Below are 16,902 nucleotides of genomic sequence, written 5' to 3' on the forward strand. Positions count from 1 at the left end.
AATGGAAACCATCATCCTCTTTGCCCCGCTTGTCGGTGCGATCCTCTGCGGCTTTGGCTGGAAGGTCTTTGGCGAAAAGGCGGCCCAGTGGACAGCCACCGGCCTGTTGTTTGTGTCGGCGTTTCTGTCGTGGATCGTGTTCCTGACATTTGACGGCACCACCGAAAATATCCAGATCCTGCGCTGGATCGAAAGCGGCACATTGTCTGCCGATTGGGCGATCCGCATGGACCGGCTGACTGCGATCATGCTGATCGTGATCACCACGGTGTCGGCGCTGGTGCATCTGTATTCCTTTGGCTACATGGCGCACGATCATAACTTCAAAGAATCTGAAAGTTACCGCCCCCGGTTTTTTGCCTATCTGTCGTTCTTTACCTTCGCGATGTTGATGCTGGTGACCGCCGATAATCTGGTCCAGATGTTCTTTGGCTGGGAAGGTGTCGGGCTGGCATCTTACCTGCTGATCGGGTTCTACTTTCGCAAACCCAGCGCAAATGCCGCCGCGATCAAGGCGTTTGTGGTCAACCGGGTGGGTGATTTCGGTTTTGCACTGGGGATTTTCGCGCTTTATCTGGTGACAGACAGCATCCGGTTCGAAGATATCTTTGCCGCGATGCCGGGTTTGCAGGATCACACGATTACCTTCCTCTGGGCCGACTGGAACACTCTGAACCTGATTGCCGTGCTGTTGTTCATCGGGGCGATGGGTAAATCCGCGCAATTGTTCCTGCACACATGGTTGCCCGACGCGATGGAAGGCCCGACACCGGTGTCGGCCCTGATTCACGCGGCCACGATGGTAACGGCGGGTGTGTTCCTGATTTGCCGAATGTCGCCGCTGATGGAATATGCCCCGCAAGCGACCGCGTTCATCGTGTTCATTGGTGCGACGACAGCGTTTTTTGCAGCGACCGTGGGCTTGGTGCAGAACGATATCAAGCGCGTGATTGCCTATTCGACGTGTTCGCAGCTTGGTTATATGTTCGTTGCTGCCGGGCTGGGCGTTTATTCGGTTGCCATGTTCCACCTGCTGACGCACGCGTTTTTCAAGGCGATGCTTTTCCTTGGCGCCGGGTCTGTCATACACGCGATGCACCATGAACAGGACATGCGGAACTATGGCGGCTTGCGTCACAAAATCCCCAAGACGTTCTGGATGATGATGATCGGCACGCTGGCGATCACCGGCGTGGGGATTCCGCTGCTATACGTGGGTTTCCCCATCGGGTTTGCGGGTTTCGTGTCTAAAGATGCCATCATCGAAAGCGCCTATGCAGGCACGGCGGGCGGTTATGCCTTCTGGATGCTGGTGATCGCCGCGCTGATGACCAGTTTCTACAGCTGGCGGCTGATGTTCATGACATTCTATGGCACCCCGCGCGGGGATGCGCATACGCATGACAATGCCCATGAAAGCCCCAATTCGATGCTGGTGCCGCTTTATGTGCTGGCGATTGGCGCTGTATTCAGCGGCATGGTCTGGTATGGGGCGTTCTTTGGGTCGAATGACAAGGTCGGCAAATTTTTTGGCGTGCCCTATGCCGCAGCCGAAGCCGCAGCCGAGGGCGACCATGGCAAGCTGCACTACAATCTGGTTGGCGCGCCCGGTGAAGGGGCCATTCATAACAGCCCCGACAACCATGTGCTGAACGACGCACATGCCGTGCCTGTCTGGGTCAAGCTGTCACCTTTCGTGGCGATGCTGGCCGGTCTGGCCTTGGCCTATCAGATGTATATCCGCCGTCCTGATCTGCCTGGTAAACTGGCGCGACAGCAGGCACCGTTGTATAACTTCTTGCTGAACAAATGGTATTTTGACGAATTGTATCACTTCATTTTCGTCAAACCGGCCTTGGCGCTGGGGCGTTTCCTATGGAAACAGGGCGACAGCAGATTGATTGACGGCGGGATCAACGGGTTGGCCATGGGGATCATCCCATTCTTTACACGGCTCGCGGGGCGGGCGCAGTCCGGTTACGTGTTTACCTATGCCTTGGCTATGGTGCTGGGGATCGCGGCCTTGCTGACTTGGGTGACGTTGACCGGGGGGGCAAACTGATGGGCAATATCCTTTCACTGACGACATTTATCCCTATGTTGGGGGCTGTCATTTTGGCGCTGTTCTTGCGCGGCGATGATGTTGCTGCACAAACGAACGCCAAATGGGTGGCGCTGGTCACGACGGTTGTCACCTTTATCTGTTCGATCTTCATCCTTGCCAACTTTGATCCTGCGAATACCGGATTTCAGATGGTGGAAAGCCGGCCTTGGTTGCTTGGCCTGCAATACAAGATGGGTGTGGACGGGATCAGCATTCTGTTTGTCATGCTGACAACCTTCCTGATGCCGCTGGTGATCGCGGCCTGCTGGAACGTCACGACGCGGGTCAAGGAATACATGATCGCGTTTCTGGTTCTGGAAACCCTGATGCTGGGTGTGTTTCTGGCGCTTGACCTGGTGCTGTTTTATCTGTTCTTCGAGGCTGGCCTGATCCCGATGTTCCTTATCATCGGGATATGGGGCGGCAAGAACCGGATTTACGCATCGTTCAAATTTTTCCTTTATACGTTCCTTGGCTCGGTGCTGATGCTGGTGGCGATGGTGGCGATGTTCGCGGATGCGGGGACAACCGATATTCCAACGCTGATGACCCACAGCTTTGGCACTGAAAACTTCAGCGTGCTGGGCATTCAGATCGTCGGCGGTATGCAGACATTGCTGTGGCTCGCCTTTTTTGCCAGCTTTGCGGTCAAACTGCCGATGTGGCCGGTGCATACATGGTTGCCTGACGCACACGTTCAGGCACCCACTGCGGGGTCGGTCGTGTTGGCGTCGATCATGTTGAAAATGGGCGGCTATGGGCTTTTGCGGTTTAGCCTGCCGATGTTCCCTGTCGGATCAGAGGTGATGGGCCCGCTGGTGCTGTGGATGTCAGCGATTGCCATTGTCTATACGTCCTTTGTGGCGCTTGTGCAGGAAGACATGAAAAAGCTGATCGCCTATTCGTCCGTCGCGCACATGGGATATGTGACGATGGGGATATTTGCGGTCAACCAACAAGGGATCGACGGCGCAATTTTCCAGATGATCAGCCACGGCTTTATCGCTGGCGCCTTGTTCCTGTGCGTAGGCGTGATCTATGACAGGATGCACACCCGTGAAATCGACGCCTATGGCGGTTTGGTCAACCGTATGCCGGCCTATGCGCTGATCTTCATGTTCTTCACGATGGCGAACGTTGGCCTGCCGGGTACATCGGGGTTTGTTGGTGAATTCCTGACGCTGGTGGGCATTTTCCAGGTCAATACATGGGTGGCCGTGGTGGCAACATCCGGGGTGATCCTGTCGGCGTCTTATGCGCTGTGGCTGTATCGCCGGGTTGTGCTGGGCGACCTGATCAAAGAAAGCCTGAAAACCATCAAGGACATGTCGGGACGTGAAAAGCTGATTTTCGCCCCTCTGGTGGCCATGACGCTGATCCTTGGCGTTTATCCGGCGCTGGTTCTTGACATCATCGGCCCAAGCGTGACCGCGCTTGTCGGCAATTATGACACTGCATTGGCCACTTTTGATGCCGCCACGCAGTTCGCATCGCAGTAAGGAACGGACTCAATGATCGCTTCTGACATCCAAATCGTCATGCCAGAGATCCTGCTGGCGGTTTATGCCATGCTGGCGCTGCTTGGCGCGGTTTATACCACCAAGGACGGTGCCGCATCGCTTCTGACGTGGGTGACATCTGGGTTGTTTGTGCTGCTTGCCCTGTGGATCGGGGTGAACGGACAAGGCACGCAGCAGGCCTTTGATGGCATGTTTGTTGATGACGGTTTTGCCCGTTTTGCCAAGGTCACGGTGCTTTTGTCTGCGGCTGCCGTATTGTTGATGTCGGAAAGCTATCTGAAGCGCCGCGGTCTATTGCGGTTTGAATACCCGGTATTGGTGGCCCTGGCCGTGGTGGGCATGATGGTGATGGTCAGCGCAGGCGACTTGATGGCGCTTTACATGGGGTTGGAACTGCAATCGCTGGCGCTTTACGTGGTGGCATCATTGCGCCGCGACAGTGTGAAATCGACAGAGGCAGGGTTGAAATATTTTGTTCTGGGCGCGTTGTCATCGGGTTTGTTGCTGTATGGGGCATCGCTGACTTATGGGTTTGCCGGGACGACATTGTTCAGCGGCATCATCGACGCAACCGCGAATGACCCGTCGCTTGGGCTTTTGTTTGGTCTGGTTTTCCTGATTGCGGGCATTGCGTTCAAAGTGTCGGCGGCCCCTTTCCATATGTGGACGCCGGACGTTTACGAAGGATCGCCCACGCCGGTTACTGCGTTCTTTGCCACGGCCCCCAAAGTGGCAGCCATCGCGTTGTTCGCGCGTGTCGTGCATGATGCCTTTGGCGGGATCGTGGGGGACTGGCAGCAAATCGTGGCATTCCTGTCTGTTGCGTCGATGTTTCTGGGGGCAATTGCCGCGATCGGCCAGCGCGATATCAAACGGCTGATGGCCTATTCATCCATTGCGCACATGGGCTTTGCCTTGATGGGGCTGGCCGCCGGCACAGCGTTTGGCGTGCAGGCGATGTTGATCTATATGGCGATTTACGTGACGATGAACGTTGGCACCTTTGCCTTTATTCTTGGTATGGAACGCGACGGGGTGCCGGTGACAAACATTGATAGCCTGCGCCAATATAGCAAGCGCCAGCCGTTAAGTGCCTTGGCCATGCTCGTGCTGTTGTTCAGCCTTGCAGGCGTGCCGCCCATGGTCGGGTTTTTCGGAAAATTTTATGTTTTGCGGGCAGCTTATGACGGTGGGCTTGCATGGTTGGCTGTGGCCGGTGTGGTCGCATCGGTGATTGGCGCCTTCTATTACCTGCGGGTCGTCTATTACATGTATTTCGGCCAAGAAGGGCTCGGGTTGGATGGCAAGCTGAACCCGGTGCTGTGGACTTTCCTGATGGGGTCGGCATTGATCATGGTGGTCGGTGTGGTCAACCTGTTCGGGATCGAACCCTTGGCCGCCGCCGCGGCAGCCACGCTTGTCAACTGACGGCAACAGCCATGGGCAGTGGCCCGACGGTTATGCCCGGGTCGTTTTGGACAGCGTGGACAGCACCATGGCCGAGGCTGCACGGCGGGTGGCCACGATTGACCGTCCTACATGGATCATGGCGCATGAACAGACGGCGGGGCGCGGACGGCGCGGGCGCGCATGGATTGCACCACACGGCAACCTGAACGCCACCTTGGTTTTCCGCCCCCAGGCGACCCCGGCCGAGGCGGCGAAACGGTCGTTCATGGCGGCGAATGCGCTGTATGCGGCCTTGTCGATCTATGTGCCTTCAGAAAAGCTAAGCCTCAAATGGCCCAATGATGTGCTTTTGTCCGGGGGCAAGGTTGCAGGCATCCTGCTGGAAAGCAGCGGGCAGGGGCGGTTCGTGGATTGGTTGGCGATCGGGTTTGGCGTCAACCTGGCCCAAGTGCCTGATCGCGTGGCCGGTGCCGGTTTTCCCCCCATCAGCCTGAAGGCGGCAGGCGGCTGGGATGTGGAACCGCTTGATTTTCTGGCCACCCTTGCCGATGCCTATGCCACGCAGGAAGACAAACTGGCGCATCTTGGCTTTGCGCGGATCCGGCAGGATTGGCTGCGCCATGCCGCGCGTCTGGGCGAAGTCATCACCGCCCGTACCGGCAAGCAGGATATCACGGGTATTTTTGACAGCATCGACGTTGACGGTAACCTTGTGCTGATCACCGGCACCGGGCCTTGCGCCATTTCGGCTGCCGATGTGTTTTTTTAGGGGGGCTTGCCATGCTTTTGGCGATTGACTGCGGCAATACCAACACCGTGTTTTCGATCTGGGATGGCACGCGGTTTATCGCCACATGGCGCACCGCAACCGAATGGCAGCGGACGGCGGATCAGTATTATGTCTGGCTATCCAGCCTGATGCATTTCCAGAAACTTGATGTAAAGATCGACGAGGTTATCGTCAGTTCCACCGTGCCGCGTGTTGTGTTCAACCTGCGCGTCTTTGCCGACCGTTATTTCAATTGTCGCCCGTTGGTGGTGGGCAAGCCTGATTGCCTGTTGCCCACGCAGCCGCGTGTGGACGAAGGCACACAGGTTGGCCCTGACCGTCTGGTGAATGCGGCGGGTGCCTTTGACAGGCATGGCGGCAATCTGATTGTGGTGGATTTTGGCACAGCCACGACATTTGACGTGGTTGATGTGGATGGGGCCTATGTGGGCGGGGTCATCGCACCGGGCGTCAACCTGAGCCTTGAGGCGCTGCATAACGCTGCCGCCGCCCTGCCGCATGTCGATATTACAAAACCCCAGCAGGTCGTGGGCACAAACACCGTGGCCTGCATGCAATCGGGGATTTTTTGGGGTTACATCGGCCTTGTCCGTGAGATATGCGACCGGATCAAGGCTGAACGTGGCACGCCGATGCGCGTCATCTCGACCGGGGGGCTGGCGCCGCTGTTTCAGCAAAGCGAGCCGCTTTTCGATGCGTTCGAGGATGATCTGACAATCCACGGCCTGACCGTAATTTATACGTATAACAAGGAAAATACATGACTGACCGCCTGATCTATCTGCCACTTGGGGGCGCCGGCGAGATCGGCATGAACGCTTATGTCTATGGCTATGGGGCGCCGGGCAAGGAACGTCTGATCGTGGTCGATCTGGGCGTGACCTTTCCCGACATGGACAGCACCCCCGGCGTTGATCTGATCCTGCCCGATATCAGCTGGCTTGAGGCGCGGCGCGCGCAGATCGAAGGCATCTTTATCACCCACGCCCACGAAGACCACGTGGGCGCGATTGGCCATTACTGGCAACGCCTGGGCGCACCAGTCTATGCCCGCAAATTCACCGCGAATATTGCCCGGCGCAAGCTGGAAGAATTTGGTCATTCCCCCAACGTCGTCAAAGTGGTGGACCTTTACCCGCAGGTCATCGATTGCGGCCCGTTCAAAGTGTCGTATCTGCCGATCAGCCATTCGATTCCCGAAAGCGCGGGCTTGCTGATTGACACGCCACAGGGGCGGGTGCTGCATTCGGGCGATTTCAAGATTGATGAAACACCGGTGGTGGGCGACCCGTGGAATGCGGCGATCTGGGAAGAGGTGTCAAAGAATGGCGTCAAGGCCCTGATCTGTGACAGCACGAACGTGTTTTCAGATGCCCCGGGCCGGTCCGAGGCATCGCTGGCACCCGCGATCACCGCGATGATGCAAAATGCCTCTGGCATGGTTGTTGCGACAACATTTGCGTCCAACATCGCACGACTGAAAACGCTGGCGATGGCCGCGCGCGATGCGGGACGGTCAGTTGTGTTGCTGGGGCGCGCCATGCAGCGCATGGTCGAAGCGGCGACTCAAGAGGGTATTCTGGAAGGGTTTCCAGCGGTGATTTCCCCCGAGGATGCGCTGAGCATGCCGCGTGAAAACGTGATGCTGCTGGTCACCGGATCACAGGGCGAACGGCGCGCGGCATCGGCGCAATTGGCGCAGGGGTCATATTTGGGGTTGTCGCTGAAAGATGGGGATACCTTTCTATTTTCGTCAAAAACGATCCCCGGCAACGAACGCGGCGTGATCCGCATCATGAACCAACTGTCAGAACTGGGCGTTGATGTGATTGACGATGCGGCCGGTAAATACCACGTGTCCGGCCACGCCAACCGCCCTGACCTGGAGGCGTTGCATAAAATCGTCAAACCGCAGGTTTTGGTGCCGATGCACGGCGAACACCGGCATCTGCGTGAACACGTAAAAGTCGCCAAAGCGGGTGGGATCACCGGGATTGTCGCTGTCAACGGCATGATGATTGATCTGTCGGGCAACGCGCCAAAGGTTGCGGAATATATCGAAACGGGCCGCACCTATCTGGATGGGTCGGTGCAGGTCGGCGCGATGGACGGGATCGTGCGCGACCGGATTCGCATGGCGCTGAATGGGCATATGATTGTCACGCTGATCATGGATGAAAACGACGAACCGCTGGGTGACCCTTGGGTTGAAATTTCGGGCCTGTCCGAAATGGGCCGTAATAATGCGTCATTGGTCGAAGTTGTAGAACAGGATCTGAGCCAGTTCATGAACCGTGCCAATGCCAAAACATTGCGCGATGATGTGAAGCTGGAAAAAGAGCTGCGCACAATCGCCCGCCGGTCAGCACAAAGCGAAATCGGCAAGAAACCCGAAGTGACGGTGATCGTCAGCCGTTTGGCGTGATCTTGGTGTGGCCGGGTTAAACCCCGGCCGATCGCGCTGTGTTAGGTTGGGGTTTGCCCCGACCCACTAGCCCTTTGTGCGTTCTTCAAAGCTTTTGGCAATAAACGCAGGGGTATCATCCCCCATCCCGATGATTTTCTGGTCGCCACGACCGCGGTCGTTGGTCCGGCCTCGGGCGCCCTGTGCATGGTCCTGACGCGCAGGTTGGGTGCGGGGCGCAGGCCGTTCTGCGGCTGCTTTTGGTTCGGGTGCGGTCTCTGCCTTGGCCACGACGGCTGCCGGTGCCGCTTCTGGCGTTGTCACAGCGTCAGGCTTGGGTGCGCCCCGGCGTGCGCGCGTGCGCCTTGGCTTGTCTTCGGGTGCTTCGGCCTGAGGTGCCGATGGTGTCTGACCCAAAGGATTTTCCAGCCGTGGAATTGCGTTCTGCACCAGACGTTCCACATCTTCGAGGTTCTTTTCATCGCGTGGCACGCACAGCATGATCGCGGTGCCACTGCGGCCCGCACGGCCGGTGCGACCGATTCGGTGCACGTAATCTTCGGCGTGGCTGGGCACATCGAAATTGAACACATGCGTCACAGCCGGAATATCCAGCCCCCGCGCGGCCACGTCAGAGGCGACAAGGAACCGCAGTTTATTGTCGCGGAACCCTTCCAATGTGCGGGTGCGGTGGCTTTGATCCAGATCACCGTGGATCGGGGCTGCATCATAGCCGTATTTGTTCAGGGATTTCGCAACGATATCCACGTCGGACTTGCGGTTGCAAAAGATGATGGCGTTCGAACAGGCGTCGCCTTCGGCGTCGATCAGCGCCCGCAACAGGGCGCGCTTTTCGGCGGCTTCCTTAAGTTTGGAAGAGGCTTTGAACATCACAACGCCTTGTTTGATGTTCACGTTGGTGGTCGCGGCGCGGGCCACTTCGATCTTGGCGGGGTTCGACAGAAAGGTGTTTGTGATCCGCTCGATCTCGGGCGCCATGGTGGCGCTGAAAAACAGCGTCTGGCGGGTAAATGGCGTGCGTTTGAAAATTTCCTCGATGTCGGGGATGAACCCCATGTCAAGCATGCGGTCGGCTTCGTCCACCACCATGATCTTGACATCGGTCAGGATCAGCTTGCCGCGTTCCAGATGGTCTAGCAGGCGACCCGGGGTCGCGATCAACACATCGACACCCTTGTCGATCAGCATATCCTGATCCTTGAAACTGGTGCCACCGATCAGCAGCGCCTTGGACAGTTTGGTGTGTTTGGCATAGGCGTCAAAGTTTTCGGCCACCTGTGCCGCCAGTTCCCGCGTGGGGGCCAGCACCAGCGAACGCGGCATCCGCGCGCGGGCCCGGCCACGGCCTAACAGGGTGATCATTGGCAACGTGAATGCGGCGGTTTTGCCAGTGCCGGTCTGGGCAATACCCAAAACATCGCGGCCTTCAAGCGCGGGTGGAATCGCGCCTTCCTGAATGGGGGTCGGGGTGTCATAGCCGGTTTCGGCCACGGCCTTCAGAACCTTGGCGTCAAGGTTCATATCGGAAAATTTCGTCATAAGCATCCTAAGTATGCGGTTACGGACCGCAATTGTGAAAGGACGCATTTATCCGAGCGTCCCGGCGTCGTTGGCCAATTTAGCCACGTATGCGCATAACGGAAACCGCCCAAAGCGTCAAGAAGCTGCCCTGCACATCACCTGTCTAATGCTTTGTCAGGCGATCATTGGCATCCAGCACCTGTTGCAGCAGGTCCGGCGGCACCAAACCGTGATAGCGCCCGCGCCGCCCCTGCACCCGCAGTGGCAGCCCCGTGCGCGCGGCAGCGCGAAAGGCCGCCTCGGTCAGGGGAATCAACCCCACCTCGGCACGCTGGCAACCGTCGACGCAATGCGACCATATCCTGTCATGCATCTGATATTGCAACCGGATATCGCCCGCATGGACGGTTTCAACAACAGGGCCATTGGGCACCCGCCTGCGGATATTGGTCAGTATGCCGAACTGGCGCTGCCCGTCGCGGATGATCATCACCGGGCGCACCGTCATGATGGCGCGGCTGTCGCGGAAAATCTCATGCTCTGGCGTGATGATTTCGTGAAAACCGGTCCAGTCATCATATCGCATGACGACATCGGCCTGCGCGGTGCAGGCGGCAAAGATCAGGCATAAGAACAAAAAGCGGGCCACCATGCGTCCTTGATGCCGCAAAGGCGTTAAAGAATGGTTACACCATCATTTCCTTGGTCGCTGTCAGATGCACATCAGGGTAATCGCGCCCGATCCGGTCAATATCCCATTGCAGGCGGGTCAAATAAACGGTGTCGCCGTCGTTATCCGTGGCGATATGCTGTTTGTTGGCGGCAATGAATTTGTCCACGGCGCCCTTTTCGCCCGACACCCAGCGCGCCGATGTGAACTGCGATGCTTCGAACCGCACAGGCAGGCCGTATTCCAGCTCGATCCGGCTGGCCAGCACCTCGAATTGCAACGCGCCCACAACGCCGACGATAAAACCCGACCCGAATGTAGGCTTGAACACTTTGGCGGCCCCTTCTTCAGAAAACTGCATCAGCGCCTTTTCAAGGTGCTTGGCCTTCAGCGGATCGCCCGCGCGGCAGGTTTGCAGCAGTTCGGGCGCAAACGACGGGATGCCAGAGACGCGGATCGCCTCGCCCTCGGTCAGGGTGTCGCCGATGCGCAACTGCCCGTGGTTGGGGATGCCGATGATATCGCCGGCCCATGCTTCTTCGGCCAGTTCGCGGTCGGCGGCCAGAAACAGCACCGGGTTGGTGATCGACATTTGTTTTTTACTGCGCACATGGGTCAGCTTCATGCCGCGTTCGAAATGGCCCGATGCAAGGCGCACAAAGGCCACGCGGTCGCGGTGCTTGGGGTCCATGTTTGCCTGCACCTTGAACACGAAACCGGTCACTGTGGGTTCTTCGGGGGCGATGTTGCGGGGTTGCGCGGTCTGGATCTGTGGTTCCGGCCCATAGGTCGCCAGACCTTCCATCAGTTCCTTGACGCCGAACGAATTGATCGCAGAGCCGAACCAGATCGGTGTCATGGATCCGTTCAGCACGCTTTCAGGGTCAAGGGGCGGCAGCAATTCCTTGGCCATTTCGATTTCTTCAAGAAACTTTGCCAGCAGGTCGGCAGGCACATGTTCTGCCAGTTTGGGGTCATCCAACCCGTTGATCTGGACGGTTTCCGCAATTTTGTTGCGGTCGGCACGGTCCATCAGTTCCAGCTGGTCGCGCAGGATGTCATAGCAGCCGATGAATTCACGCCCCACGCCAATGGGCCAACTGGCCGGTGTCACGTCAATGGCAAGGTTTTCCTGAATTTCGTCAATGATTTCGAATGTATCGCGGCTTTCGCGGTCCATCTTGTTGCAAAAGGTCAGAATCGGCAGGTCGCGCAGGCGGCACACCTCGAACAGTTTGCGGGTCTGGCTTTCCACGCCTTTTGCCCCGTCGATCACCATGACAGCCGCATCCACCGCCGTCAGCGTGCGATAGGTGTCTTCGGAAAAATCCGAGTGGCCGGGCGTGTCAACAAGGTTGAACCGGTATTTGCCAAAATCAAACGACATTGCTGATGCGGAAACTGAAATCCCGCGATCCTTTTCCATCTGCATGAAATCAGACCGCGTGCGCCGTGCCTCGCCTTTGGCGCGGACCTGTCCGGCCATCTGGATGGCACCGCCATACAGCAGGAATTTTTCGGTCAGCGTCGTCTTGCCTGCGTCGGGGTGCGAAATGATCGCAAAGGTCCGGCGGCGGGCGATTTCGGCAGGAAGGGCAGGGCGATTTGTCATGCCCGTTCACTTATGTCTTTGGGCTGCAAAGGGCAATCGGGTGCGACGCAATTTAACCAAAGCTTTGGATGTCGGGTATAAATCTGTGCAGATGATGTTGCGCATGTTTTCCATATTTCTTGCGGCGCTTGTTTTGGCGGCCTGTGGCGCTGGCGGTGGTGACAGCCCCGGCAGCGGGATTGACCCGCGCCTTGGGCGGCTGGATATCTACGCGGCGCAAAAACTGCGGGTTCTGGGGGATCCGGGCGCGGGCGTTATGGCGATGCCCGTGACCGCGGAGATGCCAACCAGCGGCACCGTCGATTTTGCAGGCTTCGCAACCATCAACATAGAGGCGCAAGACCCGCTAGTGCTGTTTGGCGACCTTTTGGTCAGCGTCACCTTTGAAACCGAACAGATCGCCGGGCATATGAATCGGTTTTTTGGCACGAATAGTCAGGGCCAGGTTGTTGATTATGCAGGTGATATCGCAGTGATCAGCGGCGCGGTGGGCGGCGCTGCGGCCAGCGATGTGCGGCTGGAATATGCGGGGATGCTGACCGCGCCAGATGAAACGCTGGTTTTCGACGGCACCGCAGCGGGCAGTTTTCTGGCGACGCCCATCGCCGCGATCAGCCTGTCAGAGCTAGAGGCGGCGGTCCTTCACAACGGCATCATGACCAATGCGACGCTACTGTTGGTTGGGGAAGTGGCGCAATAGAATTTCACAACACTTTAACCTGTTTGGCGCTAGTAGTTGAGGGATGAAACGATGGATCGCATTCTTTTTGGGCGTGTCCCTTTCGGGCCGCGCATGCGGTTACGGCGGCGCTGCGGGGTGATTTTCGCGGGCGCGACGGTGACGCCATCGCTGGTGTGATTCCCGGTGATATCTCGAAGGCAGGAACCATCGAAATTTTTGATGAGAGCTTTGCAGGTCTGCAGCAACCTTAGCCGGCAGAGGCGCGGCGCAACAGGTCTGCCGCCTGTGTCGAGGCGATCAGATCGGTGGCGACATCATACGACAAAATGCGGCTGGGGGGATGATCCGGCAGATTGACCGCTAGGTGCAGGCCGGGGCGTGACAAGGCATCAATGCGTTGCGTTTCGGCGCAGATGCCTTCGGCAAAGATCAGGTAATGGGCATCGAAAACCAGCTGGAAATAATCAATAAAACCACCCTGACGCAGATAAATCCCATCATCATCAATCATTTGGCTTGCCTTGATCAAAACCTCTGCCCGGCCTACGCGTAGGTAATCGACCCGCTGATAGACAAAAAGCCGATGATCTGCGCGCACCACCAGATCGGCATCATTGTTTAGTACCCCCTTATTGATCACGACCGGGGCAAAGCTGCCGCAGGCGCGCAGCGTCGTCTTTTCAATCCATCGCACGTGTTGCGGGCCATGATCCCGCGTCAACACCAGATCGCCAGCCGCAAGGTTTTCAACCGGGCAAAGCCGTCCGTCTGACAAGGTAATCCTTGTGCCGCCGCCGAATGCGCCGCAACCTGCCTGCGCAAACCGGCGGGTCGCGGTATGCCTTTCAATGCCGATCAGGCGGTAATCAACCTGTGGTTCCAGCTGGGCCAGTGGCAGCAGATAAACCGCATCGACCTCATCATCGGTCACGGCAACCAGGATCAACGCCTCTTGCGTCAGGCCCGCATGTGTCATCAGCGTCAGGCAACAATCCAGATGGAAACGCTGCCCGTGGTGGTTTCTACTGGTGAACACGCCTGTTTTTGCGTTCACCATGATGTCAAGGTTCACCAGTTGGCCGTTGGGGCGCAGTTGATAGACATCATCAAGAACCAGTTCGTCGGAAAATGAAATCGGCTCGCCCAAGGCAGCACCACCGGTGACGACTATATGTTCTGCGTTGTATACGGGGATGATCATTGGATTTTCCATCGAGGATTGAGTTTACACCGGGTTCGATGCTTCGCCAAGCCGGAAAGGCCGCGCGCCAGCATCACGTTGCTGACAGGGTAACAGAGTGTTAAAGCCAGAGAGGAAATCAGAAACAACGTGAAGGAAGATCCATGGATCTGGGTATCAGCGCAAAGCGTGCATTGGTCTGCGCATCGTCAAAGGGTTTGGGGCGTGGATGTGCCGAAGCATTGGCCGGCGCGGGTGTCAACCTTGTGCTGAACGCGCGCGGCGCTGACGCGTTAGAGGCCACAGCGGCCGCCATCCGCGCGGCGCATGGGGTTCAGGTGGTCACCGTTGCCGCCGACGTGGCAACCGAGGAAGGGCGCGCGGCCTTGCTGGCCGCAGCAGGCGATGTGGATATTCTGGTCAACAACGCTGGCGGCCCACCGCCGGGGGTGTGGTCGGACTGGGGCCGCGATGATTTCATCGCAGCACTTGATGCGAATATGCTGGCGCCTATCGCGCTGATGAAGGCGCTGATGCCCGGTATGATTGATCGCAGGTGGGGCCGCGTGGTCAACATCACATCGGGGTCGGTCAAGGCGCCCATTGCGCAGTTGGGCCTGTCCAATGCGGCCCGTGCGGGGCTGACGGGGTATGTCGCGGGCACATCGCGGCAGGTCGCGCAATATGGTGTGAACATCAACAACCTGTTGCCCGGTATCCATGCAACGGATCGCGCCGACAGCCTGGATGCGGGCGTGGCCAAGGCGCAAGGGATCGATATGGCCACCGCCACGGCGCAACGACAGGCAACAATCCCTGCGCGGCGCTATGGCACGGCGGCAGAGTTTGGCGCGATGTGCGCTTTCCTATGTTCGCAGCACGCGGGTTTTATCGTCGGGCAGAACATCGTGCTGGATGGCGGCGCGATCAACGCCACGATCTGATTTTTGGCCGGGTGCCACACCGCGCCCGGCTGACCTTGCCCACCGGCGCGTCAGTTGCTAAGTGCGGTATACCTAATTGTTTTACTCAGGGATAACCCCCCTTTATGGCGACGCCACGGCTAGAGATCAGGAACATCGTCAAGGATTTTAGCGGTCGCCGGGTGGTGGATGATGTCAGCCTGACGGTGATGCCGGGGCAGGTGACGTGCCTGCTTGGGCCGTCGGGCTGTGGTAAATCAACGACGCTGCGTATTATTGCCGGGGTCGAAATGCAGGACAGCGGCACCATCCATGTGGATGGCAATCTGGTCTGCGACACCGTTTTCCGCATCCCCCCCGAAGGCCGGTCGATCGGGTTGATGTTTCAGGATTTCGCGTTGTTCCCGCATCTGACGGTGGGACAGAACGTGGCGTTCGGGCTGCGGGGGCGCGATGCCGCCGCACGGGTGCAGGCGCTGTTGGCCAAGGTCGGGATGGGGCGATATATCGACGAATACCCGCACCAGTTGTCGGGGGGCGAACAACAGCGTGTGGCCCTGGCCCGCGCGCTTGCCCCCAAACCCCGCATCATGCTGATGGACGAGCCTTTTTCCGGCCTTGATGACCGCTTGCGCGATGACATCCGCGATGAAACGCTTGAGGTCTTGAAAAGCGAAGGCGCGGCGGTGTTGTTGGTTACGCATGAACCGGGCGAGGCGATGCGCATGGCCGATGAAATCGCCCTGATGCGCGACGGCAAGATCGTGCAGCGCGGGGCGCCCTATAACATCTATAACGCGCCAAAAGATCTGCGGGCGGCCGCGTTTTTCAGCGATATAAACGTCATTCGGGGCAAAGTGCAGGGTGCGTTGACCGATACGCCCTTTGGGCAGTTCCTGGCCCCCGGCGTGCCGGACGGGACCGAGGTTGATATCGTGATCCGGCCCCAGCACCTGAAAATCGACTTTGACCGCGGCGGCCGCGGCCCCAACCCCACGCCAGAGGATGGCACAGCCGCGCGCGGAATCGTGCAACGCGCGCGGTTCATGGGGTCATCCAGCCTTGTGGAATTCCGCATGGATTTCGACGGGTCCATCCTGCGCACATCGGTGCCATCGGTGTTTTTGCCCAAACCCGGCACGCCCTTGTGGATCATGATCCGCCGCGACCGGTGTTTCGTGTTTCCGAGGGGTTTGTGAGGTGGGAGTGGAAGGTGGTGCAGTGATATACCGATGGACATTTAAGTCTAGCGCGGACCTCTACCTACGGCCGATCTTGCTAATGTGGCATGCCGTAACGCTACCAATCGAATAGCTATTTTCGGTTTCTTAATGACCTATTTGGCACACATACTCTATTGCTCTTTTTCTTCTGCTAGCCGCTTTTCGAGCATTCCGCGCGGATCTTTCACTTCATCTACGATATTCTCAAAGTCTTGAAGCAACTCGAACATTTCGAGGTAAGAAACTAAGTTGCCTGATGATGTCTTCACCCCTACATTCGTCAGGATGATGGGTAATATTGCATAATGATTGGTAGAACCCGTCTTTAGGGAACTTTGCATGTGCTTTATGTCATTCCCACTTTCCCAAATTCGCTGTTCCTTCGTTCCATCGCCGGCAGCGAAGGAATTTTGTCCCTTTATCTTGTTTAAATAGTCGATGGCAATCATACCGTTCAGGAGAAATATCTCCCAAGCACCAAGTGCGCGGAAGTATAGGGTAAATTTTGGTTTCGTTGGGTCGTGTGCATCAAGGTAGCCTAATGTGGATTCTCTGGCGGATGAATAGTTTTGGAAACAGAGCTGAGACCTCCAGATAAAGCCCATGATTAACTGGTGCGACCGTCCCTCAAAACGGTCACCAAATGTAGAATTGAGGAAGTAATCGGTCATCCAATAGTGACCATCCGTACCAAATGCAGGTTCGGGAATTTCAGCCGACGAGAATTCTGTGAATATCGGATCAATGTGTCTGTCGAAGACTTCTGGGTTCCACGATGTCATGCGTTGGGCTCTGTTGCACAAATCCCGTGAGGGATTCATCTAGTGAATCCAGTGTGGTAG

Annotated in this window: 14 protein-coding genes; 9 read left to right on the forward strand and 5 right to left on the reverse strand. The window is 57.6% G+C overall.

The annotated features are described in order from the left end of the window. The first annotated feature begins 1 nt into the window (after position 1). Genes nuoL through IBX59_RS06215 form a run of 6 tightly spaced genes read left to right on the forward strand, consistent with a single transcriptional unit; the run spans position 2 to position 8,249 of the window. Positions 2 to 2,062: an NADH-quinone oxidoreductase subunit L gene (gene nuoL / locus IBX59_RS06190; protein WP_296373491.1), complete on the forward strand. Its 2,061-nt coding sequence runs from the start codon at positions 2 to 4 to the stop codon at positions 2,060 to 2,062. Continuing rightward, entirely contained in the window at positions 2,062 to 3,603 is a 1,542-nt protein-coding gene (locus tag IBX59_RS06195; protein ID WP_296373492.1) for an NADH-quinone oxidoreductase subunit M, read from the forward strand. The genes nuoL and IBX59_RS06195 overlap by 1 nt, the downstream gene beginning before the upstream one ends. A 12-nt stretch (positions 3,604 to 3,615) precedes the next feature. After that, positions 3,616 to 5,052 carry an NADH-quinone oxidoreductase subunit NuoN gene (gene nuoN, locus IBX59_RS06200; protein WP_296373495.1) on the forward strand — a complete coding sequence of 479 codons (1,437 nt, stop codon included), beginning with the start codon at positions 3,616 to 3,618 and terminating at the stop codon, positions 5,050 to 5,052. Then, complete coding sequence (locus tag IBX59_RS06205; RefSeq protein ID WP_296373496.1) at positions 5,042 to 5,803, forward strand: biotin--[acetyl-CoA-carboxylase] ligase; 762 nt, start codon at positions 5,042 to 5,044, stop codon at positions 5,801 to 5,803. The genes nuoN and IBX59_RS06205 overlap by 11 nt, the downstream gene beginning before the upstream one ends. A gap of 11 nt (positions 5,804 to 5,814) precedes the next feature. Continuing rightward, positions 5,815 to 6,588, forward strand: a complete 774-nt coding sequence (locus IBX59_RS06210) for a type III pantothenate kinase (protein WP_296373497.1) — start codon at positions 5,815 to 5,817, stop codon at positions 6,586 to 6,588. Further along, complete coding sequence (locus tag IBX59_RS06215; protein ID WP_296373499.1) at positions 6,585 to 8,249, forward strand: ribonuclease J; 1,665 nt, start codon at positions 6,585 to 6,587, stop codon at positions 8,247 to 8,249. Before IBX59_RS06210 ends, IBX59_RS06215 begins: the two co-directional genes overlap by 4 nt. A gap of 66 nt (positions 8,250 to 8,315) precedes the next feature. Here the strand turns inward: IBX59_RS06215 and IBX59_RS06220 are convergent, their stop codons facing one another. From IBX59_RS06220 to IBX59_RS06230, 3 genes are all read right to left on the reverse strand, one after another. Continuing rightward, the gene (locus tag IBX59_RS06220; RefSeq protein WP_296373501.1) at positions 8,316 to 9,788 is read right to left on the reverse strand and encodes a DEAD/DEAH box helicase; all 1,473 of its coding nucleotides are present in this window, start codon (positions 9,786 to 9,788) and stop codon (positions 8,316 to 8,318) included. Positions 9,789 to 9,933: 145 nt separating this feature from the next. Then, positions 9,934 to 10,419, reverse strand: a complete 486-nt coding sequence (locus tag IBX59_RS06225) for a hypothetical protein (RefSeq protein WP_296373503.1) — start codon at positions 10,417 to 10,419, stop codon at positions 9,934 to 9,936. Positions 10,420 to 10,456: 37 nt separating this feature from the next. Next, positions 10,457 to 12,052, reverse strand: coding sequence for a peptide chain release factor 3 (locus IBX59_RS06230; protein WP_296373505.1), 1,596 nt, complete (start codon positions 12,050 to 12,052; stop codon positions 10,457 to 10,459). Between the two features lie 40 nt (positions 12,053 to 12,092). Between IBX59_RS06230 and IBX59_RS06235 the strand changes: the two genes are divergently transcribed. Further along, positions 12,093 to 12,752, forward strand: coding sequence for a hypothetical protein (locus IBX59_RS06235; RefSeq protein WP_296373507.1), 660 nt, complete (start codon positions 12,093 to 12,095; stop codon positions 12,750 to 12,752). A 229-nt stretch (positions 12,753 to 12,981) separates the two neighbouring features. Here the strand turns inward: IBX59_RS06235 and IBX59_RS06240 are convergent, their stop codons facing one another. After that, positions 12,982 to 13,935 carry a Hint domain-containing protein gene (locus IBX59_RS06240; protein WP_296373509.1) on the reverse strand — a complete coding sequence of 318 codons (954 nt, stop codon included), beginning with the start codon at positions 13,933 to 13,935 and terminating at the stop codon, positions 12,982 to 12,984. Between the two features lie 143 nt (positions 13,936 to 14,078). Here IBX59_RS06240 and IBX59_RS06245 point away from each other — a divergent pair, with 143 nt between their 5' ends. Both IBX59_RS06245 and IBX59_RS06250 read left to right on the forward strand, forming a co-directional pair. Further along, positions 14,079 to 14,858, forward strand: a complete 780-nt coding sequence (locus tag IBX59_RS06245; protein ID WP_296373512.1) for an SDR family oxidoreductase — start codon at positions 14,079 to 14,081, stop codon at positions 14,856 to 14,858. A gap of 104 nt (positions 14,859 to 14,962) precedes the next feature. After that, entirely contained in the window at positions 14,963 to 16,036 is a 1,074-nt protein-coding gene (locus IBX59_RS06250) for an ABC transporter ATP-binding protein (protein ID WP_296373514.1), read from the forward strand. Between the two features lie 155 nt (positions 16,037 to 16,191). On the opposite strand, the gene IBX59_RS06255 is transcribed toward IBX59_RS06250, so the two are convergent. Continuing rightward, positions 16,192 to 16,842: a hypothetical protein gene (locus IBX59_RS06255; protein WP_296373516.1), complete on the reverse strand. Its 651-nt coding sequence runs from the start codon at positions 16,840 to 16,842 to the stop codon at positions 16,192 to 16,194. Between the last annotated feature and the right edge of the window lie 60 nt (positions 16,843 to 16,902).

It is taken from the genome of Yoonia sp. (genome assembly GCF_014859355.1).
Lineage (GTDB): Bacteria > Pseudomonadota > Alphaproteobacteria > Rhodobacterales > Rhodobacteraceae > Yoonia.

Excerpts from the sequence above, each read along its gene's own strand:
- IBX59_RS06210 (WP_296373497.1), top strand. The coding sequence starts at position 5,815 with ATGCTTTTGGCGATTGACTGCGGCAATACCAACACCGTGTTTTCGATC.
- IBX59_RS06240 (WP_296373509.1), bottom strand. The coding sequence starts at position 13,935 with ATGATCATCCCCGTATACAACGCAGAACATATAGTCGTCACCGGTGGT.
- nuoL (WP_296373491.1), top strand. The coding sequence starts at position 2 with ATGGAAACCATCATCCTCTTTGCCCCGCTTGTCGGTGCGATCCTCTGC.
- IBX59_RS06230 (WP_296373505.1), bottom strand. The coding sequence starts at position 12,052 with ATGACAAATCGCCCTGCCCTTCCTGCCGAAATCGCCCGCCGCCGGACC.
- IBX59_RS06255 (WP_296373516.1), bottom strand. The coding sequence starts at position 16,842 with ATGACATCGTGGAACCCAGAAGTCTTCGACAGACACATTGATCCGATA.
- IBX59_RS06215 (WP_296373499.1), top strand. The coding sequence starts at position 6,585 with ATGACTGACCGCCTGATCTATCTGCCACTTGGGGGCGCCGGCGAGATC.
- IBX59_RS06245 (WP_296373512.1), top strand. The coding sequence starts at position 14,079 with ATGGATCTGGGTATCAGCGCAAAGCGTGCATTGGTCTGCGCATCGTCA.
- nuoN (WP_296373495.1), top strand. The coding sequence starts at position 3,616 with ATGATCGCTTCTGACATCCAAATCGTCATGCCAGAGATCCTGCTGGCG.
- IBX59_RS06195 (WP_296373492.1), top strand. The coding sequence starts at position 2,062 with ATGGGCAATATCCTTTCACTGACGACATTTATCCCTATGTTGGGGGCT.
- IBX59_RS06250 (WP_296373514.1), top strand. The coding sequence starts at position 14,963 with ATGGCGACGCCACGGCTAGAGATCAGGAACATCGTCAAGGATTTTAGC.
- IBX59_RS06220 (WP_296373501.1), bottom strand. The coding sequence starts at position 9,788 with ATGACGAAATTTTCCGATATGAACCTTGACGCCAAGGTTCTGAAGGCC.